This window comes from Streptococcus sp. HMSC061D10, from assembly GCF_001808865.1.
In the GTDB taxonomy this organism is placed as follows: Bacteria; Bacillota; Bacilli; order Lactobacillales; family Streptococcaceae; genus Streptococcus.
Genome location: NZ_KV795008.1, coordinates 59622 through 81574, shown reverse-complemented (window position 1 = coordinate 81574; position 21953 = coordinate 59622). Strand labels below are relative to the sequence as shown.

The window sequence follows — 21953 nt, the reverse complement described above, 5'->3', positions numbered from 1 at the left end:
GATGAATAACTCAATCAAACTCAAACGTAGACTGACTCAAACCCTTACTTACCTCTATTTGATTGGCCTTTCAATCGTGATTATCTATCCACTGTTGATTACTATCATGTCAGCCTTCAAGGCAGGTAACGTCGCAGCCTTTAAACTCGATACTAACATCGACTTCAATTTTGATAACTTCAAAGGGCTCTTTACAGAAACCTTGTACGGTACATGGTACCTCAACACTTTGATCATCGCTTTGATCACTATGGTTGTACAAACAAGTATTATCGTACTTGCTGGTTATGCCTATAGCCGTTACAACTTCTTGGCTCGTAAACAAAGTTTGGTCTTCTTCTTGATTATCCAAATGGTGCCAACAATGGCCGCTTTGACTGCCTTCTTCGTTATGGCCCTCATGTTGAATGCCCTTAACCATAGCTGGTTCCTCATCTTCCTCTACGTTGGTGGTGGTATCCCTATGAATGCTTGGTTGATGAAAGGTTACTTTGACACCGTGCCAATGTCTCTTGATGAGTCTGCAAAACTTGATGGTGCAGGACATTTCCGCCGCTTCTGGCAAATCGTTCTCCCTCTTGTTCGCCCAATGGTTGCTGTACAAGCACTCTGGGCCTTTATGGGACCTTTCGGAGACTATATCCTCTCTAGTTTCTTGCTTCGTGAAAAAGAATACTTTACAGTTGCCGTTGGTCTACAAACCTTCGTTAGCAATGTGAAGAACATGAAGATCGCCTACTTCTCAGCAGGTGCTATCCTCATCGCTCTTCCAATCTGTACACTTTTCTTCTTCTTGCAAAAGAACTTCGTTTCAGGACTTACAAGCGGTGGCGACAAGGGGTAATATACCCCCGCCACCCTTTTTCTTTTTTGAACTTGTGCTGATATAGTCTGATGAAAAACAAGAACTTATTGAAAATCCCCTCATGGCTAGTTGATAATTTTTATTAAAAGTCTACTTTTAACAAGGATTTGTCTCCCCTGCTTGAAATAAAAACCATTTCTCTATATAATACTCGTATAGAAAAATGCCTATAGAAAGAGATTTATGCTACCATATCCATTTTCTTATTTTAATAGTATTTGGGGATTTCGTAAGCCCCTCTCTCATCGTTTCGGTCTAAACTGGTTTCAACTGATTTTTACCAGTGTTTTCTTGATTAGCTTGTCTATGGTTCCTATTGCCATCCAGAACAGCTCTCAGGACACCTATCCTTTAGAAACCTTCATCGATGATGTCTACGCTCCTCTGACGGACGATGTCGTACAAGATTTAGCTGCAAATACTCAGATTAATGATGGGAAGCTGAGCTATACTGGTTCAACTCCTCATCTAGCTTCTGTTCAAATCGGAGACGCTTCTAGTTCAAACTTTCCTGAAGAATTACTTCTTAACTTTGAACCTGAGCAACTCGTCATCAGTAAGCAAGGAAAAGAATTGACTAGCATTCGCTATCATGCGATCACGACCGATAGTTTCCAAAGCAAGGAAAGCTTAACACAAGACATTTCTAAAGACTGGTATCAACAGAATCGTATCTATGTTAGCCTCTTTCTTGTGTTAGGTTCTAGCTTCCTCTTCGGACTTAATTTTTTCATCGTTGCTCTAGGTTCTAGCCTCTTGCTCTACTTTACGAAAAAATCACGTCTCTTTTCATTTAAAAGCTATAAAGAGTGCTATCATTTCATCTTGAACTGTTTAGGATTACCAACCTTACTTGCCATGATTCTCGGTCTCCTAGGCCAAAATATGGCAACTTTAATTACTGTTCAAAACATTTTATTTGTTCTATACCTGGTCACTATCTTTTACAAAACGCATTTCCGTGATCCAGACTACCACAAGTAGGAGATTATTATGCCTGTTACGATTAAAGACGTGGCCAAGGCTGCAGGGGTCTCACCCTCAACCGTAACCCGTGTTATTCAAAACAAATCAACCATTAGCGATGAAACCAAAAAACGAGTTCGAAAGGTAATGAAAGAACTCAACTATCATCCTAATCTTAATGCCCGAAGCCTGGTTAGTAGTTATACGCAGGTTATCGGCCTGGTTCTTCCAGATGATTCAGACGTTTTCTATCAAAATCCTTTCTTTCCTTCTGTCCTTAGAGGAATTGCACAAGTTGCTTCAGAAAATCACTATGCTATCCAGATTGCAACTGGAAAAGACGAAAAAGAGCGCTTAAATGCAATTTCACAGATGGTTTATGGAAAGCGTGTAGACGGTCTTATCTTCTTGTATGCCCAAGAAAATGACCCCTTGGTTAAACTCGTTACTGAAGAACAATTTCCCTTCCTCATCCTTGGGAAATCACTATCACCCTTCATTTCACTTGTTGACAATGATAATATTCAAGCTGGTTTTGATGCGACAGAATACTTCATCAAAAAAGGATGCAGCCGCATTGCTTTCATCGGCGGTACCAAGAAACTCTACGTTACGCAGGATCGTCTAACAGGTTACGAGCAAGCCCTCCAAGAACACAAACTATCTCTTGATAGTCATCGTACCTTTTTCGCTGATGGATTTCTTGAAGAAAAGGGATATAAATTTAGCAAACAACTTTTTGAATACGATCCAAAAACCGATGCTGTTATCACAACAGATAACCTCTTAGCTGAAGGTGTTTGTAACTACCTCAACGAACATCAGCTGAATGTCCCTGTTCTTAGCTTTGACTCTGTAAATCCAAAATTAAACCTAGCAGCCTATGTCAATATTAATAGTCTAGCTCTCGGCCGCACTTCGTTTGAGACTATTCTTCAAATCATCAATGATGTCAAAGAAAATCGTCAAATCTGCTATCGTCAAGTCATTGCGCATGAAATCATTGAAAAATAAGAAAAACCAGCTCTAACACTTTTGCTTAGAGTTGGTTTTTTGTAATCTATTTTTATAATTGATTAGTTTTCGACTTCGACAAATCGGCCTAGGATATGAACATTTTCTGAAACAGAAACAAAGGCTGTTGGATCAACTTGCTTCATGATCAGTTTAAAATCATTGAACTCTGCACGAGTGATAACCGTAATCAAAACAGCCTTACGTTCGTGGTTATAAGTTCCTTCAGCATCATGGATCATAGTCGCTCCACGGTGCAATTTATGATGGATTTTCTCAATGACTGCATCTGGATTGCTAGTAACAATCATGGCCTGCATGCGTTTTTGTTTGGTGAAAACTGCATCTGTCACACGACTTGAGACAAAGATAGTAATCATGGAATAAAGGGCATATTTCCAACCAAAGGTCACTCCAGCAATCAACATGATGGTACCGTTCACCAAGAAAGAGATGCTTCCGACGTTACGACCTGTCTTCTTACGAATGGTTAGGCTGACAATATCTGTTCCGCCACTGGAGATGTTATGACGTAGCGCAAATCCGATTCCAAGCCCCATGACAACACCCCCAAAAAGGGCATTGATGATTGGATCTTCTGTCAAGACCACCACCGGCACAAACTGGATAAAGAGCGAACTCATAGATACCGTGATAAAGGTAAAAATCGTGAACTTATGTCCAATTTGATACCAGGCCAAAATCATGAGAGGAATATTGATGGTATAAAATGCTACTGAGATTGGGAAATGAAACCCAAACCAGTGGTTACTTAGAGCAGATATAATCTGGGCCAAACCTGTCGCACCACTTGAATAAACGTGCCCTGGTTGGAAAAAGAAATTGACAGCTACTGCTGATAGAAAACCATATACCAGAGAAGCTGAGATTTTTTCATCGTATTTTTCTCGAGAAATACTTTGTAAAACACGCAAAATCTTTACTCGATAAGCAAAGCGGCGAAGATAATGATTCCACTTTTTAGTTAGTTTCGTTTGTTTCATCTTGTTCTACTTGTAGATTAAGTTCCTCTAATTGTTTAAGAGCTACTGTTGATGGTGCTTGCGTCATTGGATCAGTTGCTTTGTTGTTCTTAGGAAAGGCGATGACTTCACGGATATTTTCTTCTCCAGCGAGTAACATGACAAAACGGTCAAGACCGATAGCCAAACCACCGTGTGGTGGGAATCCATAGTCCATGGCTTCCAAAAGGAAACCAAACTGGTCATTGGCTTCTTCAGCTGAGAAACCAAGAGCTTTGAACATACGTTCTTGCAGTTCTTTTTGGTTGATACGAAGGCTACCGCCACCAAGTTCATAACCGTTTAGGACGATATCATAGGCAATGGCACGAACCTTAGCCAATTCACCCTCGAGCTCGTGAGCAGTTTCTGCTTGAGGAAGGGTAAATGGATGGTGGGCGCTCATATAACGGCCTTCTTCTTCAGACCATTCAAACATTGGCCAGTCAACAACCCAAAGGAAGTTAAATTTATCATTATCAATCAAGCCTAGTTCTTTAGCAATACGTCCACGAAGGGCACCAAGAGTTGCATTAGCTACTTCAAGCGTATCAGCCACAAAGAGAACCAAGTCCTTATCTTCAAGACCAAGCGCTGTTGTCAAGTCTGCTTGGATACCAGTCAAGAATTTCGCAACTGGTCCATTTAATTCTCCATCAACTACCTTGACCCAAGCAAGACCTTTGGCACCATACTGTTTAGCTACTTCTGTCATCTTGTCGATGTCTTTACGAGAGTAGTTGTCTGCTGCGCCTTGAACTACAATGGCTTTAACGGCAGGTGCTTCTGAGAAGACCTTGAAATCAACACCCTTGACAAGATCTGTCAAGTCTTGAAGCAACATTTCAAAACGAGTATCAGGCTTGTCAGAACCATAAAGAGCCATAGCATCATCATACTTCATTCGAGGGAATGGCAGTGTTACTTCGATGCCTTTTGTTTCCTTCATCACGCGCGCAATCAAGCCTTCTGTGATGTCTTGGATTTCTTGCTCAGTCAAGAATGAAGTTTCCAAGTCGACCTGAGTAAATTCAGGTTGGCGGTCACCACGCAAGTCTTCGTCACGGAAACATTTAACAATTTGGTAGTAACGATCAAACCCAGCATTCATCAACAACTGTTTTGTAATCTGCGGACTTTGAGGAAGAGCATAGAAATGCCCTTTATTAACACGAGATGGCACCAAATAGTCACGCGCCCCTTCTGGTGTTGATTTAGAAAGGAATGGTGTTTCCACATCGATAAATTCCAACTCATCCAAGTAGTTGCGGATAGAATGCGTTACCTTGGCACGAAGTTTAAGATTTTCCAACATTTCTGGACGACGAAGGTCAAGGTAACGGTAACGTAGACGCGTATCATCGTTTGCTTCAATACCATCCTTGATTTCAAATGGTGTTGTTTTAGCTGTGTTAAGTACAGTAAGAGCTGTTACATTCAGTTCAACTGCTCCAGTCGCCAACTTATCATTGGCCTGCTCACGTGCAGCAACTTGACCAGTCACCTCGATGACAAATTCACTACGAAGGCTTTCAGCTGTTGCCATCACCTCTGCAGATACTTTTTCTGGGTTGATAACCAACTGCATGATTCCTTCACGGTCGCGAAGATCGATAAAGATCAAACCACCAAGGTCACGACGACGTGCAACCCAGCCTTTCAAGGTAATTTCTTGTCCGATGTGCTCCTCACGAACACGACCAGCATACATACTACGTTTCATGTTTTCTCTCCTCTTTTATTCTGTTACTATTTTACCATAAAAGCGCAGGCTCTTCATGAAAATCATCAGAAAAGTTGAGAAGAATCCTGCTATAAATGAAAAAATCCAGCAAAGTCATTCGCTGGATCTTATTTTACTTGGAATTTCTTTATTTTTTACGCTTTTCAGCAATCTCTGCAGCCTTTTTAGGGAGAACAATCTCCGTTGCATAGGCTGTCGCAAATCGCATAATACCTGCAATTGGTGCAAAGATAACTGCTAGATGGTTATAAAAGAAATCCCCTTTAAAAGCATAGGCAAGCGCTCCAATGATAAAGAAGAGAACAACTGCCTGAATCACTGCTAATAATATCACTCGTTTCATGACTTCCTCCTGAGTCTATTATAGCATGAGAATCATTAAAAATCCGATTAAATTATTTAAAGCATGTAAAGCAATGCTGTAAGCCAGTCCACCCTTGCTGATATAAGCCAACCCCAAGCTCAAACCGAGGGAACCATACACTAGGAATTGTTGTGGAGTTCCAGGGAAATGAACGAGGGCAAAGATGATGCTTGTTACTAGTAGAAAGAGAGCTGTCTGCTTGATGTTATCCTGTTGAGGGAAGACATAACGAGCTAGCATACCTCTAAAGGTTAACTCTTCTGTCAGGGGCGCAAAGACAACTATCATGAAGAAAGCGAAGAGAGGTTGATTATGAGTCAATTGTTCTGCCGTCTGTTGATTGACTGATGGATCATTTGGCAAAAAGAATTGAGCAACAATGACAAGGGCCCACACCAAGGCAGGCAACCAGATGTATTTGTTGAGGGCTGTTTTTTCAATCGTAACGGTTCCTGTCTTATACCACTTGTAGGTAACGAAGGTGAAAATTCCTGCTAATAAGACATAAATTGGGACAGCAACATATTCAGGCGCACCCATTTTCATGGCTTCTAAGCCTACGCCCTGAATAAAACTATAGACCATAATAAATGATAAGAAAGTAAGACTATACCAGCCAATATTTTTAAGTGTTTTCATAAGATTCTCCTATTTAAAATAACGTTTTGTTTTTCGTAAATGTGCAACATTGATATAGATATGGATGACAACTAAAAGAACTAAGGCAACCACTTGTATTTCTCGTAAAACAACTGATAATACTATCAATAAAAAATAGAGTGATGGCAGTAAAATTTGATCCAGCCTAAACAGAGTTAAAAAGGCACTCTCCATCTCTGCCTGCTTTTCTCCCTCATCATAACTGTTAAGATAATCTAAAATATCTTTTGGAGTGTAATAAGCAGACAGTTTATAGTGTCGAACGATAAAAATAGTTCGCAACAAGTAATTGGCAACAATAATGTATAAGCATAATAGAATAAGAGCTGGAAGAATTAGCAAGGTATTCTTAAATATCGGAGAAATCAGTATAATCCCACTGGTCATCATTGCTATCATCAAAACATTGGAAGAAACCGAACCATAATCCAAGTAACGATAGGCTCTTACATAAGTCTGATCACTATCTTCTTCCTCTGTCCCCCTTTGATAAAGAGTATAAACTTCTCGACTCTTACCAAGATAATACATGGCTAAGATGAAGGAAAGTCCTCCAATAACGAGAGTAAGTCCATAAATAGTAGGTAAGACTTGTGACATTTGAATCTGTTCAACTATACCTCTAAGAGTGTAAGCAAAGACTCCTACAAAAGCACTTAACATACACACTCCCACTCTCCACCATCTACGATTATTATTCATTTTCTGGCCCCTATCTAAACCAACTAATAACTTTTAGTAGTTTCAGTGATTGTTCCTATTTGAAATAACGTTTCACCATAGGTATTTGCATTACATTGATATAAATATGGACTACCGCTACGGCTAAAAGAGCTAATAACTGAATTTCTCTTGTAAGCACAGAAACGATAGTAATAAAAATATACAAACCTTGTAAAATATATTGGTTTAATTGAAATAAAATCCGAAAACTCTGTTCCAAATTAGCTTGTCGCTCTCCTTCATCGTAAGAATTGACATAATCTAACACATCCTTTGGCATGGAGAAAAATGCCAAATCAAACTGACGAACAATAGAAATTGTCTTCAAAAGATGTTTTTGAACAACAAATAGCAACATCAACCCTAGAAAAGAGAGTGCTAAAGTTAGATAACTATTACCAAGTATAAGCACTTCAGTCGCCGATATAAAAAATGCTAACAAAGTCGTAACTGAAACTATGTTAGAAGCAATTGTTCCAAACTCAAGATTTCGATACATTTGCACATAATAGGTTTCATTCAGATTATCATCCATTTCCTCTTGATACAAGGAGTGAAATTCCCTACTTTTCTTTAGGAAATTGAAAGCCAAAAGGATACTAATCAATGCCAATAATAAACTAGAGCCAGAAAACCAAGGAATCAAATCTGTTAGATTGAAACTGACTCCCATTGCCAAAGCACGTCCCATAAACATACCTGTAATAAATACTGATATAAACAATAATAAGAAATATAGCACTCGTTTCTTTTTCATATTCATACTCCCTCTAAACTAAACCAGCCAACCACTGACCAAAGGCTTTACCTGATTCAAAAATAGCTGTCAAACCTTCTGCTCCAAGCGACACCAAAAGCAAACAAACAACAAATAAGAGAATAGCTTGGTTTCTTGCTTTTTTCGCTCTATCTCCCAATGACTCTTTACCTAGCCAACCTGCTAGATAAGCATAGAGAGCCACTATTATAATCCCAATCTCCGTCGAAGAAAGAAACAAGAAGATCGTCACCAAACGAACGATATTGGTTTGGATGTTAAAATAGTTTCCTAAACCTGCACAGACACCTGCAAGTGCTTTGTCTTCAGTATCGACTTGAAAACCTGCTAAAAATTCTTTCATGATTCTTCTCCTCTTACAACTTCTACATTTTTTAATTTCTTTTCAATCCATTCAACTACTGGGATGAGGCCAAAGTAAATCCAAAAGGATTGCTCACTTTGATACAGATTAAACCAGCCTAAGTCTGTCCCAATAATTAGAAACACGCCGACCAATAGAGCTACAAGTGCTACATAATAGAACAGTTTATGTCTCAACATCATTTCTCTCCTTTTACGAGCTCTTTGAACTTTATTTTTTTCTCTACCCATCTAAAGACTAATAGTAGCACTATATTAATCCAGAAGAGATATTTACTTTCAACAATTGTAAACCAACCAAATAGGGTTCCAATCATGGCCAAAAGATTCACGATAAACACAACGATACATAGATAATAAATCACTTTATACTTGTTCATCACTCATCCTCCTCTAAGCGAAAAACTGACTCGACTGGCTCATTAAAGATCTGAGCAATCTTCAGAGCAATGACGATGGAGGGCGTGTACTCATCCCGCTCCAATAGACTGATGGTTTGCCTGGATACGCCTGCTAGCTTGGCCAGTTCAGTTTGATTCAGGCCATCGCGAGCCCGAAGCTCTTTTAGACGATTTTTTAGTTGCATGTCACACACCTACTTTCCGTCAAATTGAATCGTTTGGATATCCTCAATGCGTTGTAGTTTGAATTTTTCTTTTCCCTTTTTATCTACACGTCGTAGCTTGACCCATTCCTCATCAACATCCACAACTTCCCAGTTATCTGTTCCAAATAATTGTCCAACGATGACCGGCGTTCTCCCAATCATTTCTTTTAATAATCTTGACATTTCTGTATTACCTTTCTCTTTTCGCTCAAACTTTTTGATTTTATTCTCTAGTTTCTTGACCTTTTGAGAATGGTAGATACAAAACATAATCACAAGAGGTACAAATCCTAATGCCCACATAATTGTTCCTTTCTCCTTTTCTCTTAACTTGATTATATTGTAACACATCTTTTTCTTTTTGACAAGCATATTTGTCAAAAAGTTTATGATTTTTGTCATTTTGCAAAAGAAAACGGTCAGGAGTAAGATCCTGACCAGTTTATCTGTTATTAAAATCCTAATTTTGCAAAGATTTCTGAGAAGTTTTGGCTGATTGTTTCAAGTGAAACTTGAACTTCTTCTCGAGTTTGGTTGTTCTTGACTGTCACTTGTCCGCTTTCGACTTCGCTCTCTCCAAGAGTGATAAGAGTCTTAGCAGCAAAAACATCGGCTGACTTGAATTGCGCTTTGAGTTTACGGTTGAGGTAATCACGCTCTGCTTTGAAACCTTGTAGGCGAAGAGCTTGTACCAACTCCAAGGCTTTAAGATTTGCTCCTTCACCGAGAACGGCGATATAGACATCTAGGGCGTTTTCGATAGGAAGTGCTACACCTTGTTTTTCAAGGACCAAAAGAAGACGCTCAACACCAAGTCCAAAACCAAATCCAGCAGTCTCAGGACCACCGAAATAAGCAACTAAGCCATCATAGCGACCACCTGCACAGACTGTCAAGTCATTGCCCTCGATTTCTGTGATAAACTCAAAAATCGTGTGGTTATAGTAGTCCAAACCACGCACCATGTTGGTATCGATGATATAGTCTACTCCGAGATTTTCCAACATCTGACGAACAGCATCAAAGTGAGCTTGGCTTTCTGCATCCAGGTAATCCAATATAGATGGTGCATTCTCCACAGCCACCTTGTCTTCTTTTTCCTTAGAGTCCAAGACACGGAGAGGATTTTCCTCCAAGCGACGTTGGCTATCCTTAGACAAGGTCTCCTTGAGCGGTGTTAAGTAGTCAATCAAGGCCTGACGGTAAGCCGCACGGCTCTCAGGATTTCCAAGAGTGTTGAGGTGTAGTTTGACACCTTGAACACCGATTGCTTTCAAGAAGTGGGCTGCCATAGCGATCGTTTCTACATCGGTAGCTGGATTGCTAGATCCAAAGCACTCCACTCCAATCTGGTGGAATTGGCGTAAACGACCTGCTTGTGGGCGCTCATAGCGGAACATTGGACCCATGTAGTAGAATTTACTTGGTTTTTGAACTTCTGGCGCAAAAAGTTTATTTTCCACATAAGAACGAACAACTGGAGCAGTTCCTTCTGGACGGAGGGTAATATGACGGTCTCCCTTGTCGTAAAAATCGTACATTTCCTTGGTTACGATATCAGTTGTGTCTCCAACAGAACGACTGATGACTTCGTAGTGCTCAAAAATTGGAGTACGTACTTCTGCGTAGTTGTAGCGTTTGAAGATTTCACGCGCAAATCCTTCAACATACTGCCATTTGGCAGACTCAGCAGGTAAAATATCCTGCGTTCCTTTTGGTTTTTGTAATTTCATAGGGAATCCTCTTTATAACTTAATAGTCCTATTTTACCATAAATGAGAAAATTGGGACAGTGTGAAAAGAAGACTAACATCTAAATTTCATTTTTGAGATTAAGACTAGCTAGGAGAATCGCAAGCAAGGAAAGCCCAACAAACAGAGCCCATGTTAACTGTATATTCCATACTGCCACCAGTGAAAAACAAGCCGTCCCCACTGGTATAGATAGAGTAAACAACAAACCTAAAAAATTACTGGTACGAGAGAGAACCTCTGGAGCGAGATTTTTCATGAGCAGAGCACTAATCTTTGGAGAAATTTTCCCAGAAACATACATGGTAAAAAAGACGAAAAGCATCCCGAGCAAGACTTGGTTTAACAAATTAGATAGACCAACTAGACTGGCTCCTAATGTAACCCACATCATCAATCTAGGCAGAGATTGCTTCCCAAAATAATCATTGCCCGTAAGGCTACTGATGATAACCGCTAATAAGGTAATCAATTGTAAGATAAACAATGCATCCTTGTAGGAAAAATTCAGTAAGGAATGAGTTAAAAGGAAGATGTTATAGATACCACCTAAGGCACCACCCAAAGCATTGATAATCAAGATAGCAAAGAGCATAAAACCAAAGTTTTTCTGTCCACTTTTAAGAAAAACGAGACGTAAGTTTCGGTAAATCGTTAAAAACTGATCTTCGATAGAAAGTTTCTCATTTTTCAGTGATTTACTATCAACAAGTGGAGTTGATAAGCTTAATTCAGCCCTTCCTAAAAAGAGAATGAGAGCTGACACTAGGAAAAATATGGCATTGATTCCCGCTACGAGCGAAAAGTTCTGTGTTGACACCCCTAATAGCCAAACTCCAAAAGCTTGGCCGCCAATCGCAGAGATGTAGGTAATAAACTGTGAAAAGGAATAGGCCTCCATCAGATCTGACTCTGCTACCTTTTCTTTAACGAGAGGCATTCGCAAGCCACCAGCAAAATCACTGGCTACATCACTAAGGACATTGATGAGGCAAAGGGTCGAAAAGGCAAAGAAACTAGCTTGCTGAACAACTAGGGCTGCTAGAAAAAATAAAACCGCCTGAAATAAACCGACATAGGTCATCCATTTGACCTTGTCCCTCGTGTAATCAGCCCGAATTCCCACAAAAACTGTAAAAAGAGTTGGAAGCATCATCACAACATTCGCCATGGCAACGGCAACAGAAGCCTCTGGCAAAGTCGAGGCATAGACCACAAATACTAAATTAAAAATGGAAGCACCAAAAGCATTGAAAAATCGTGATAAGCTCAAAACTCTGTATGCTTGATTTCTTAGTAATAGTTTCATATAGATTCCTTTCTTTCTCACATTCTACTTTTATGGTAGCTCTAGTATAGCATCAAGAAGACCTTGAGAATATTTTTTGAATATATGCAACAGATTAAACGAATAACGAAAACGCTAGAATTTTCTACTACTAATAAGTATCTTCACAGTCCTATCGTTTCAATTTAATTTACCTAGTTGCAAATATTCAACACTCCCTGGCACTTCTATAATAGTCTGCAGATTTGCTACAACCAATCATTTCAAAAATACGGACAGCGTCCTCCATCTTTCTCTGTCCTTCCTCCGCTCTTCCTTGCTTACTATCAAGCAAACCTTCTGCCCATAGGTAGACTATTCGAAAATAGGTTTCATTTTCTTCAAAGAAGTTCTTTTCAATTTGTTTTTTGAAATAGAGGGCATTGGTAAAATCATCAACTTCAATACAGGCCATAAAACCATTGAGGAGCAAGGTGTGCATCATATTTCGATTTTTCCCAACTCCTTGCAAGAAATCTGACTTCCGCAACATTTCCCGAGTATACTTTGTCAAAAGCTGGACTGATAAAAGAGGAGAGCAGGAAGAAAAGAACGAAAGTTCATAGTGTCCCCAAATTTCGACAGAAAATAGATAATCATGTAGGACTCTTTCTTCCTCAGCGGTCAATGTAACCGTCTCATCAATGGCTTTCATATAAGATTTTATTAAAATCGCATTGAGAATGTGTTGCTGTCTATCTTTTGAAAAAGGAAGTTGTTGATACTCTCTCTGGTAGAGAGTGCGCAAGGATGTCAAATCTTGAGGGTCAATAGCCTCAACTATTCTGTTTCTAAATTCAGAATAGGCATCCTGATGAAAACCTCTCGCCAAAAATAACAATTCTTCCATACTCGCATGAATATTCTCCAAAGCTGTGATTAACTTTGGAGCAGATATTTCACTCTGACCATTTTCAAAACGCGACAATAAGGATGCTGAAAAGCGTCCACCTGTTGCTTTTCTCAAGGAAATTTTTCTTGATTCTCGTAACTCTTTAAAAACTTTTCCTAAATTCTTCATCCTCTTACCACTCGTCTTTTATTTTTTCCTATTTTACCACATTTCCTAATAAATACTAGTTCCAAACCAGCATTTACAATCTGAGCCAAGCATGGTACAATGAAAAACATCAGATATACGAAGGAGAATTTATGAAAAAGAATATCTTGACGACCCTTGTAGCTGCCCTTGTCTACTTTCTCTGCATCGGAGTAGGAGTTCTACTAGGAAACCTTGTCGACCACACTGGAAATATGTTTTACGCCCCTGCCTTTTCTGCTCTTGTGGGTGGTAGTGTCTATATGATACTTTTAGCAAAGGTTCCTCGTTTTGGAGCTATTACTACGATTGGGCTCGTTATCTCTCTCTTTTTCCTCGGAAGCAAGCATGGTGCTGGTGCCTTTCTTCCAGGAATCATCTGCGGTCTTGCAGCAGATGGCATTGCTCATCTTGGACACTACAAAGATAAGGTCAAGAACCTTCTTTCCTTCCTAGTTTTTGCTTTTGGTACTACTGGTCCCATCCTACTCATGTGGTTGACACCTCAAGCTTACATAGCAACCCTAGTTGCTCGTGGAAAATCTCAGAACTATATTGATCGCATCATGGTTGCGCCAAATCTCATTACCATTCTTCTCTTTGTAGCAAGCGTCCTTATCGGTGCTCTACTCGGTGCCTTGATCGGACAAAAACTTAGTAAGAAGTTTGCAGACAAAATGTGATAGAAAAAGAGCCACACATCTCTCAGTAGATTGACAAACCCTTTCGGTAATTAAAGGAGCTTAGTTACTACATCTTGAAAACTCTTAGAAATGCTGAAACATGCTATTTTTAAGAGTTTTTTTATTTTCTCTAATAAAAGAAAAAGATTGAAGAAAATTGTCCACAACGAACTTTTTCTTCAATCTGAGAGCCAGCTGGCTCTTTTTTTATTTATGACTTAATTTCTTGGTCAAGAAGTCTCCCAAGAACTGAATCGTAAAGATAATCAAAATGATAATAATGGTTGCCAAGATGGTCACATCGTGATTGTAACGGTTAAAACCATAAGCGATGGCTACGTTACCGATACCACCTGCTCCGACCGCTCCCGCCATGGCTGTTTCACCGACTAGTGAAATCAAGGTTACAGTCGTCACACGGATTAAATCTGGAAGTCCTTCTGATAGGTAAACACCCACGATATCCCAGAAAGTCGCTCCACTAGCTTGAGCTGCCTCAATGACACCACCATCTAGCTCAGCCAATACCACCTGTACTTGACGGGCAAAGAAGGCAAAGACTGCAAAAGATAGCGGAACGATAGCCGCATTTGGACCAATGCTTGTTCCTACGATTAGATGAGAGAAGGGTGACAAGACTGCCAAGAGAATGATAAATGGTACCGCACGGAAAATAGAGGTAATCTTATCCAAAATCCAAAAAACAACTTTATTTTCCAAGACCCCACCTGGAGCTGTCAAGACAAGGAAAAGCCCTGCAACCAGTCCTAGGAAACCTCCGATGATAAAGGAAAGAACCGTCATATAAAGAGTCAAGTAGATAGCTGTTCCCCAGCCAGCTTGACCAGACCAACCCATCTTATAGACGTTTGGTAAGTATGCTTTAATCAATTCTGCCATCTTACTGTCCTCCCTTCAATACTTTTAGTTGCACACCAGCCTGACGGATGGCCTCTTGAGCGCTTGCCAAGGCTTCTTTTTCCCCTGACAAGACAACCACAAGCTCACCAACAGGAGTACCATCCAAAATTTCGATGTTTCCATAGAGAATATTTGCTGTTACTTGGTAGTGCTTATACAATTCATTTAAAAGTGGCTCATCTGTAGAAGCTCCTGCATACTTGAGTTGTACCAGAATACTATTGTCAGATAAGTGCTCTACGATTTCTTGTTTCTCAATCTTGACCATAGCTTCGTCAATACCTGTGGCTGTTGAGATGAAGTCTTGAGTCAAAGGTTGTTTAGGATCTGAGAAGATTTCAAGAACGCTGCCCTCTTCAATCAAGCGACCATCCTGCATAACAGCAACACGGTTAGCAATGTCTTTGACAATCTGCATCTCGTGTGTAATCAAGACAATGGTCAAACCTAGTTTACGGTTCAGTTCTTGCAAGAGTGACAAGATTTGTTTCGTTGTCTTTGGATCAAGAGCTGAAGTTGACTCATCTGAAATCAAAATTTTTGGATCATTGGCCAAGGCACGCGCAATAGCCACACGTTGTTTTTGACCTCCAGATAGTTGTGAAGGATAGTTTTCGGCACGGTCAGCCAAGCCCACCAAGTCGAGCAATTTAGCTACTTTAGCCTTCTTTTCTTCCTTGCTGAGCCCAGAGTGTTTGAGGGCAAAGGCTACGTTTTCCTCTGCTGTTTTCTGACTCATCAGGTTAAAGTGTTGGAAAATCATCCCAATATCTTGACGTTTATGACGTAATTGCTCAGCAGTTAAGGTAACCTTGCCATCAAAAATTACATCATTATCTACAGTAATTCGACCTGCAGATGGTTTTTGCAAGAGGTTAATCACACGAACTAGGGTTGATTTCCCTGCTCCAGAATATCCAACGATTCCGTAGATATCCCCTTCTTGGATGTGAATAGTCACATCCTTGACCGCTGTGATGGTTCTTTTCTTTTGGTGAAAAGTCACATCGATCTGATCTAACTTGATAATATCTCTACTCATAGCTTCTAATCAGCTCCTCTACTAATTCAATATGGGTGTAATAATCGGCGATTCGTACATTCTCATCTCCACCATGGTCTCGGCTATTAGCATTTCCTAGACCAAAGGCAACCATAGGTACTTCTAAAGCATCAAAGACCGTATGCATAGGTCCTGTCCCAGCTGTAGTCGGCAAGACAGATACGCCCTGTGGATAGAATTTCTTGGCTAACTCAATAACATTGAGAATAGATGGTGCACTCATATCACTTCGATAACTCATCTCACCCAAGGTATAGTATAATTCTACCTTATCAAAGCCATTTTTGTCTAGTTGTTTCCGGATTTTATCCAAAACATCATGTGGGTCCAAGCCAGGAACCAAACGAACTTCTAGCTTGGCACTAGCCTCTGCTGGTAGAATCGTTTTAACTCCTTGCCCCTGATAACCAGACTGAATCCCTTCGATATTGAGTGCTGGTTCAAAGAAGAAACGCTTTAGAAAGGCTGTACGTTCCTCTTGTAAAAGTGGCAATTCCAAGCCATAAATCTGGCTGATTTCCTCTGGATTGCGTTGAGCATAGGTTTCAACCAAGGCTAACTCTCGTTCATTAGGCTCTTGAACCTCATCGTACAAGCCCTCAACTAAAATACGTCCATCTGCAGCTCGCAAACTAGTCAAGGCTTGAATCAGATACCAAGGCGCTGACTCTACAATACCGCCATAGCTAGAGTGGATATCCACATCGGCACTCTTGACCTTGGCATCAAAAGTCACAATTCCTTTGTTCCCACCAGAGATTTCTAGCTGTTCCAAGGCATTTTTGGTTCCTTGTTCCCAGACCAATAAATCTGCACCACGAAGCTTGTCCGCATGTTTTTCTAGATATTTGTCCAAGTCCATAGAGGCAGATTCCTCTGCGCCTTCCATGATGAAACTGATATTGACTGGTAGATCATCATGATGCTGCATGTATTTTCTAAGAGCACTCAAGCGGGCAGTGATATGTCCCTTGTCATCATCAACCCCGCGTCCATACATGATGCCATCACGGACAGAAAGCGTAAATGGATCCTCTGTCCAGACTTGGTCGCCATCCGCAGGTACTGTGTCATAGTGGTTGTAGAAAATGATAGTCTTGGCATTTGGGCGTGAACTTTTAAAATGCGCCATGACAAAGGGTGCCGTATAACTCTCATCAATCTCGACCTCTGCACCTACACGCTTGAAGATCTCGCCTAGATAACGAGCCACTTCTTTCAAGCCGACTTGTTGGGCAAAGACTGATTTTTTAGAAATCAAGGTCCGCAAAACTTCAAAGTAATGTTGCGCCACATGATCCTTTTCAAACTTTTCAATTTGTTCTTCTTGGCTAGGGAAAACCATTTTCTCTCTACCTTTCTACTAGGACTTGTACCTTTGGAATCAATACAAGTGGATGTTCCTTTTCTTTAGTCTCTATATAAAAGCAAGAGGTGGAAAAAATCTCTCCCACCTCCCTGTGTTTATTACCAAACTGGTTGATCCAAGCCGTCTGAAGTTTCTTCGATGACTTTTTTCACTTCGTCAGTGTGGTAAGCTGCGATAATTTTCTTGATTGCATCAGCTTTAGGTGATGATTCCCAATCTTTTTTCGCAACGATGATGTTGTACCATTGTTTTGAGTTTTCGTCAGCTTGCTCTTTAAAGAGTGCTTTCTTGTAGTCCAATTTTGCTTCTGTAACAAAAGTGTTGTTTACAACTGCTGCATCAACTGATGTCAATGAACGAGCTGTTTGGCTAGCATCCAACTCAGTGATTTTCAAGTTCTTTGGATTTTCTTTGATGTTTGCGATTGTAGCAAGTTCAGTTCCTGAAACATCCAATTTAATCAAACCTGCTGATTGAAGAAGGTAAAGGGCACGGCTTTCGTTAGTAGCATCGTTTGGAATTGCGATTTCACCGTTATTTGGGATTTCTTCCACTTTAGTGTACTTGTTTTCTTCCCCGTTTTTACCTGAGTAAAGGCGGATTGGTGAGATATAAGTATCTGCAATCGCTACAAGGTCCTTACCGTTTTCTTTGTTCCAGTTGTTCAAGAAGTTGTAGTGTTGGAAAGCGTTCAAGTCTACTTCACCATCAGCAGTTGCTTTGTTTGGTTGTGAGTAGTCTGTAAACTCTGTGAATTCCAATTTAATTCCGTCTTTTTCAACCAATTCTTGAACTTTGTCCCAGCGTGCTTCTTCTGAACCGCTACGGTTAACAGTCGCAATTTTAACTGTAGTTGCATTGTCTGCTTTCTTTTCTGAATTTCCGCAAGCTGCAAGTGCAAGTCCTGCTACTGTAGCGATAGCTGCTACGCCTAACCATTTTTTGATTTTCATGATTCGTTCTCCTTTAAAAATAATACTGTAATAGTATCTCATACTTTATTTGATTTAGCAAATTGTTTTAAGATAGGTAGACTTATAGTTTAAAACTATATACTCAAAGAGGACAAAATCATCCACCTACGAGAGAATGGATGATTTACAAACTTATTTAATATCAGCTTCTGCTGGGAGGTAAGAACCACCAAAGAATTGTTGAGATAATTTTTCAAGAGTTCCGTCTTTGTATAGTTCTTGGATGCGTTTGTCAACAAATGATTTCAATTCATCTTGACCTTTGGCAAGAAGTGGGTAAACGTAAGGTTGTTGGTCGCTTGGAAGTTCGATGACTTTCAAGTTATCCAAACCTTGGTTTTTGATAACTGTTTCTACACCGATTTTATCAAAAATCTTGTAGTCAAACTGGCCATCGCTCAAGCGTCCCATGATTTGTTGGAAGTCAGCTTTTGTGTAGTTAAGGACAGTTGGGTTATCTGCGTGTTGTTTGTTGTATTCTTCCAATTGTTTAGCTGATGTTGTTCCTTGAACGACTTCAGTAGATTTTCCACCGATATCATCAAGCGACTTGATACTGTTATCATCTTTCTTAACTACGAGAACATTAGGGTTTTTAGCAGTTGGTGCTGCGTAAAGGTACTTTTCTGCACGTTCTTTAGTGTAGCTGATGTTGTTAACTGCCATTTGGTAACGATCTGCGTCAAGACCTGCAAATATACCTGACCATTCTGTCTTTTCAAACTTGACAGTATACTTGTCTGAGTCTTTAAAGATGGCGCGAACGACCTCAATCTCAAAACCAGTTAACTCACCGTTTTCTTCATAGTTAAATGGTTTTGGTGACGCGTTAGTTGCTACAACGATTTCTTTCTTATCAGATGTTGCTTCACCAGATGCTGCCTCTTTCTTTTCACCACCTGAGCAAGCTGCCAATACACCTGCGGCTACAAGCCCTAGGGCAGCAAGTGATGAATATTTAACGATTTTTTTCATGATATTTCCTCCAAAATAGAATACAATCTTATCTTAACAGAAAAAAAGGAATTACGCTATTATATGATTTCTATATTTGTGATAGGTTTTCTTTATGGCTGATTAAAAGACCAAACGTAGGACTGCTATCAAGACCACCCCAAAGAGAACAGTCCCTACCAGATTGCGATAGCGAAAGGCTACAAAAGCCGTTGGAAAGACTGCTAAAAAGTCTAACCACTTTATCTGTGGAAGGCTTCCAACTTTTCCTGCCACAACACTTGAAAGAATCAAGGCAAAGATAATAGAAACTGGTAGAAATTTCAAAAAGCGCTCGACAATAGGTGGCAAACCCTTGTACTTGGCTAGGATAAAAGGAATCATTCTTGGAATCCAGGTCACCAAGCCAGAAAAGACAATTGCTACTAAAATATACTTACTGACCATCCAAAACCACCCCCATGGTACAACCTAGCAAGGTCGCAAACAAGACAGCTAATGACTGAGACACCACCGTCAAGAGCAAAAAGAAAGATACAGCTACAACTGCTAAAATTATGAAGAGATTGCGCAAAGGAATCCGTTTTTGCATAATCTGAAACTGGGAAGTAAAAATCCCAATAAACATCCCCACTAGGGCAAAATCTAAGCCAAAAATTTCTGGATTTGGTAGAAGTCCACCTAGAGCAGTTCCGACAACAGTTCCGACAAACCAGGCTAGATAGCTGTTAAGGTTGTTCCCGTGCATCCACATGGGGTTAACCTTATCCGTATGCACCAACTCGCCCATCAAAACGCCATAGGTCTCATCAGTCAAGAGGCTAGACATACCGATGTTTTGCCAAAGACTGGTATGACGGAAATAAGTCGACGCATGTAAGCTCAACAAAAAGAGACGCAGATTAATCAAAAAGACCGTCATAGCAATAGCTGCCACAGGGGCTTGAACTGCTATCAAGGCTATCATAGCAAACTGGGCACTTCCAGCATAGACAAAGAGACTCATTAGGCCCATTTCTACTGGTGTCACATAGGGCGAACCGATAATCCCACAGGCAAGGCCAATACTAACATAACCCAGAGCCGTCGGCATGGCTGCCTGCACACCTTCCCAAAATCCTTTTTCTTTCATAAACTTCCTCACTAATCATTCCTTCAGCAACTGCTTTTCAAACAGTCACAGCAAACATTATTATAACATATTCGTAAAATAGAACAAAGTCTGCTGATTGACAAGAACAGAAAAAGACTGGGAGGCCAGTCTTACGATGCAACTTATAAACTATTTTAGATTTAGTACCCAAATACCAATAAACTGGCAATGATTAAAAATGTATTCCACAAGATATGAAAAGCCATTGACCAATACACTGAATGAGTATAACGAAATAGCATAGAGAGTAACAGACCTGCACCTGCATAAACGATGAAGTCTGTTAACACCCATCCATATTGTAAAACATGGATGAGACTAAAGAGTGTGGAGGAAACGACGACATCAACATAATACTTTTTAAATTTGGACAACGCTGTCATTAGAAGCCCACGAAAAACCAACTCTTCAACGATAGGAGCAATGAGACTGCCATAGAGAATGCGCATTATAAAGTAGCTAATTCCTGTCAAATTGGCAACTTCTTTCATCATTTCGCTCCCATTTTGCGTGCTAGGAAAAATCAGAGTCGTTATATTTACCCACACAAACATCAGTATAAAGAAAAGAAAGAAGACACCCAGATAAGCCCAACGAAACTGGTAACGACCGCATTCTTTCCAACCTTGACTCTTTACAAGAACCACAGTAGCAGCAATCCCCTCAAGGGCGATCAATAAAATTTGCAAGCCATAAAACCCAGAATCTGATAATTGATTAACAAATTCTAACCTTGCTACAAAATTAAAAATTAAGTAATAGGTGGCTATGATCAAAACAGTTGTCAAGTAAAATTTCGTTTCTTTCCTTTTCATCATTGATCCTTTAAAGTTTTAGTTACACCATCTTCCAGCTAAACTTCCCCAAATCCATCTCATCCAATCATAAGCACTACGATTAGGACTCATCCCTTGATTTATGATTCTTAAAAACCTCTAAAACAACAATGGTAGAATTTGAGCAATGGCATTATTGACTATATGCAATCCAATAGGCCAATAAATAGACTTTGTCACTCTAAAAAAGACTCCCATTATTAGACCGCCACCCATATATACGAAAAAGTCTGTCAGAACCCAACCATGATTACTGATATGCAGAATTCCAAATAAAGCAGCCGAACCAAGTACATCCAGTCCCCATTTCTTCCCTTTTTCCAAAGCGGTCATCACCAATCCACGATAGATCATCTCTTCAAAAATGGGACCTGCAATCACTGGATAGAAAAAATACATCAAAAATGCAGTAGGACCTGTAAAAGTAGGAAGATCCAGTTGATAAGAAATTTCATTTTGGGTGGACGGGAAAATAAAAAATGTAACGAAATTTCAAACAAAAAAAGCTAGAAGAGCTAAAAAGAAATAGAAAAGATAGGACACTTTAAATTTTCTACTGTTTATTTGTTGCCATTTCCCTGACCAAACCATGGCAATAAGAGCAAGCAAAACTACAAGAAAATTTAGCATCATATCCGAAAAGTAATAGCTAAAATCAGATAGACCAGCAGCAAAGTCGCTGTGTAAAACCAGACGGATGAAGAACTGGTCCGCAATGATAAGTAGAATAGCTACAAACAAGTAGTAACGTGAGATGATCTTTTTCATATATCACC

The 21953-nt window shown here is 39.9% G+C and carries 26 protein-coding genes and 1 pseudogene; 4 read left to right on the top strand and 23 right to left on the bottom strand.

Annotation, left to right across the window (positions count from 1 at the left end; all coding sequences use genetic code 11):
* Nucleotide 1 precedes the first annotated feature (1 nt).
* From HMPREF2728_RS03255 to HMPREF2728_RS03245, 3 genes are all read left to right on the top strand, one after another.
* On the top strand, nucleotides 2-844 hold the full coding sequence (locus tag HMPREF2728_RS03255) for a sugar ABC transporter permease (protein ID WP_049531176.1): 843 nt from the start codon (nucleotides 2-4) through the stop codon (nucleotides 842-844).
* Nucleotides 845-1048: 204 nt separating this feature from the next.
* Nucleotides 1049-1849, top strand: a complete 801-nt coding sequence (locus tag HMPREF2728_RS03250) for a DUF1189 domain-containing protein (RefSeq protein WP_060955106.1) — start codon at nucleotides 1049-1051, stop codon at nucleotides 1847-1849.
* 9 nt (nucleotides 1850-1858) lie between these two features.
* Nucleotides 1859-2845 carry a LacI family DNA-binding transcriptional regulator gene (locus HMPREF2728_RS03245; protein ID WP_075227015.1) on the top strand — a complete coding sequence of 329 codons (987 nt, stop codon included), beginning with the start codon at nucleotides 1859-1861 and terminating at the stop codon, nucleotides 2843-2845.
* Nucleotides 2846-2907: 62 nt separating this feature from the next.
* Here HMPREF2728_RS03245 and HMPREF2728_RS03240 read toward each other — a convergent pair whose 3' ends face one another.
* The 14 genes from HMPREF2728_RS03240 to HMPREF2728_RS03175 form a co-directional block, all read right to left on the bottom strand.
* Nucleotides 2908-3849 carry a YitT family protein gene (locus tag HMPREF2728_RS03240; protein ID WP_060955104.1) on the bottom strand — a complete coding sequence of 314 codons (942 nt, stop codon included), beginning with the start codon at nucleotides 3847-3849 and terminating at the stop codon, nucleotides 2908-2910.
* A complete protein-coding gene (gene aspS / locus HMPREF2728_RS03235) occupies nucleotides 3827-5590 on the bottom strand; it encodes an aspartate--tRNA ligase (protein ID WP_060955103.1) in 1764 nt (587 codons plus the stop codon). Before aspS ends, HMPREF2728_RS03240 begins: the two co-directional genes overlap by 23 nt.
* 148 nt (nucleotides 5591-5738) lie before the next feature.
* Nucleotides 5739-5954 carry a hypothetical protein gene (locus HMPREF2728_RS03230; RefSeq protein WP_060955102.1) on the bottom strand — a complete coding sequence of 72 codons (216 nt, stop codon included), beginning with the start codon at nucleotides 5952-5954 and terminating at the stop codon, nucleotides 5739-5741.
* Between the two features lie 18 nt (nucleotides 5955-5972).
* Nucleotides 5973-6614, bottom strand: coding sequence for a CPBP family intramembrane glutamic endopeptidase (locus HMPREF2728_RS03225; RefSeq protein ID WP_060955101.1), 642 nt, complete (start codon nucleotides 6612-6614; stop codon nucleotides 5973-5975).
* A 9-nt stretch (nucleotides 6615-6623) separates the two neighbouring features.
* Entirely contained in the window at nucleotides 6624-7298 is a 675-nt protein-coding gene (locus HMPREF2728_RS03220) for a DUF3169 family protein (RefSeq protein ID WP_045762549.1), read from the bottom strand.
* A 94-nt stretch (nucleotides 7299-7392) separates the two neighbouring features.
* Nucleotides 7393-8121: a DUF3169 family protein gene (locus HMPREF2728_RS03215; protein WP_075227014.1), complete on the bottom strand. Its 729-nt coding sequence runs from the start codon at nucleotides 8119-8121 to the stop codon at nucleotides 7393-7395.
* Nucleotides 8122-8128: 7 nt separating this feature from the next.
* Complete coding sequence (locus HMPREF2728_RS03210; protein ID WP_045762548.1) at nucleotides 8129-8479, bottom strand: PspC domain-containing protein; 351 nt, start codon at nucleotides 8477-8479, stop codon at nucleotides 8129-8131.
* The gene (locus HMPREF2728_RS03205) at nucleotides 8476-8679 is read right to left on the bottom strand and encodes a hypothetical protein (RefSeq protein WP_060955099.1); all 204 of its coding nucleotides are present in this window, start codon (nucleotides 8677-8679) and stop codon (nucleotides 8476-8478) included. The genes HMPREF2728_RS03210 and HMPREF2728_RS03205 overlap by 4 nt, the downstream gene beginning before the upstream one ends.
* Nucleotides 8679-8879 (bottom strand): hypothetical protein, encoded by a 201-nt coding sequence (locus HMPREF2728_RS03200; protein ID WP_060955098.1) that lies wholly within the window; start codon nucleotides 8877-8879, stop codon nucleotides 8679-8681. The genes HMPREF2728_RS03205 and HMPREF2728_RS03200 overlap by 1 nt, the downstream gene beginning before the upstream one ends.
* Complete coding sequence (locus HMPREF2728_RS03195) at nucleotides 8879-9085, bottom strand: helix-turn-helix transcriptional regulator (protein WP_001176235.1); 207 nt, start codon at nucleotides 9083-9085, stop codon at nucleotides 8879-8881. The genes HMPREF2728_RS03200 and HMPREF2728_RS03195 overlap by 1 nt, the downstream gene beginning before the upstream one ends.
* Nucleotides 9086-9094: 9 nt before the next feature.
* Nucleotides 9095-9559: a hypothetical protein gene (locus HMPREF2728_RS03190; RefSeq protein ID WP_060955097.1), complete on the bottom strand. Its 465-nt coding sequence runs from the start codon at nucleotides 9557-9559 to the stop codon at nucleotides 9095-9097.
* On the bottom strand, nucleotides 9559-10839 hold the full coding sequence (gene hisS / locus HMPREF2728_RS03185) for a histidine--tRNA ligase (RefSeq protein ID WP_075227013.1): 1281 nt from the start codon (nucleotides 10837-10839) through the stop codon (nucleotides 9559-9561). The genes HMPREF2728_RS03190 and hisS overlap by 1 nt, the downstream gene beginning before the upstream one ends.
* An 80-nt stretch (nucleotides 10840-10919) precedes the next feature.
* On the bottom strand, nucleotides 10920-12167 hold the full coding sequence (locus HMPREF2728_RS03180; RefSeq protein ID WP_075227012.1) for an MFS transporter: 1248 nt from the start codon (nucleotides 12165-12167) through the stop codon (nucleotides 10920-10922).
* A 187-nt stretch (nucleotides 12168-12354) separates the two neighbouring features.
* Nucleotides 12355-13206: an Rgg/GadR/MutR family transcriptional regulator gene (locus tag HMPREF2728_RS03175; protein ID WP_075227011.1), complete on the bottom strand. Its 852-nt coding sequence runs from the start codon at nucleotides 13204-13206 to the stop codon at nucleotides 12355-12357.
* A gap of 131 nt (nucleotides 13207-13337) precedes the next feature.
* Here HMPREF2728_RS03175 and HMPREF2728_RS03170 point away from each other — a divergent pair, with 131 nt between their 5' ends.
* On the top strand, nucleotides 13338-13907 hold the full coding sequence (locus HMPREF2728_RS03170) for an MptD family putative ECF transporter S component (protein WP_061863704.1): 570 nt from the start codon (nucleotides 13338-13340) through the stop codon (nucleotides 13905-13907).
* 207 nt (nucleotides 13908-14114) lie between these two features.
* On the opposite strand, the gene HMPREF2728_RS03165 is transcribed toward HMPREF2728_RS03170, so the two are convergent.
* The 9 genes and pseudogenes from HMPREF2728_RS03165 to HMPREF2728_RS03125 all read right to left on the bottom strand — a co-directional run bounded on the left by HMPREF2728_RS03165 (nucleotide 14115) and on the right by HMPREF2728_RS03125 (nucleotide 21945).
* Nucleotides 14115-14807, bottom strand: a complete 693-nt coding sequence (locus tag HMPREF2728_RS03165; RefSeq protein WP_049495467.1) for a methionine ABC transporter permease — start codon at nucleotides 14805-14807, stop codon at nucleotides 14115-14117.
* A 1-nt stretch (nucleotide 14808) separates the two neighbouring features.
* Entirely contained in the window at nucleotides 14809-15870 is a 1062-nt protein-coding gene (locus tag HMPREF2728_RS03160; RefSeq protein ID WP_075227010.1) for a methionine ABC transporter ATP-binding protein, read from the bottom strand.
* The gene (locus tag HMPREF2728_RS03155) at nucleotides 15863-17236 is read right to left on the bottom strand and encodes a M20 family metallopeptidase (RefSeq protein ID WP_000231835.1); all 1374 of its coding nucleotides are present in this window, start codon (nucleotides 17234-17236) and stop codon (nucleotides 15863-15865) included. Before HMPREF2728_RS03155 ends, HMPREF2728_RS03160 begins: the two co-directional genes overlap by 8 nt.
* Nucleotides 17237-17358: 122 nt before the next feature.
* On the bottom strand, nucleotides 17359-18213 hold the full coding sequence (locus tag HMPREF2728_RS03150) for a MetQ/NlpA family ABC transporter substrate-binding protein (RefSeq protein WP_075227009.1): 855 nt from the start codon (nucleotides 18211-18213) through the stop codon (nucleotides 17359-17361).
* Nucleotides 18214-18366: 153 nt separating this feature from the next.
* Entirely contained in the window at nucleotides 18367-19209 is an 843-nt protein-coding gene (locus tag HMPREF2728_RS03145; protein ID WP_060955090.1) for an amino acid ABC transporter substrate-binding protein, read from the bottom strand.
* Nucleotides 19210-19311: 102 nt separating this feature from the next.
* Nucleotides 19312-19635, bottom strand: a complete 324-nt coding sequence (locus tag HMPREF2728_RS03140; protein ID WP_060955089.1) for an AzlD domain-containing protein — start codon at nucleotides 19633-19635, stop codon at nucleotides 19312-19314.
* Complete coding sequence (locus HMPREF2728_RS03135) at nucleotides 19625-20320, bottom strand: AzlC family ABC transporter permease (RefSeq protein ID WP_148130252.1); 696 nt, start codon at nucleotides 20318-20320, stop codon at nucleotides 19625-19627. Before HMPREF2728_RS03135 ends, HMPREF2728_RS03140 begins: the two co-directional genes overlap by 11 nt.
* Nucleotides 20321-20481: 161 nt before the next feature.
* Nucleotides 20482-21156 (bottom strand): CPBP family intramembrane glutamic endopeptidase, encoded by a 675-nt coding sequence (locus HMPREF2728_RS03130; RefSeq protein ID WP_075227084.1) that lies wholly within the window; start codon nucleotides 21154-21156, stop codon nucleotides 20482-20484.
* Nucleotides 21157-21276: 120 nt separating this feature from the next.
* Nucleotides 21277-21945, bottom strand: a pseudogene (locus HMPREF2728_RS03125) (lysostaphin resistance A-like protein).
* Between the last annotated feature and the right edge of the window lie 8 nt (nucleotides 21946-21953).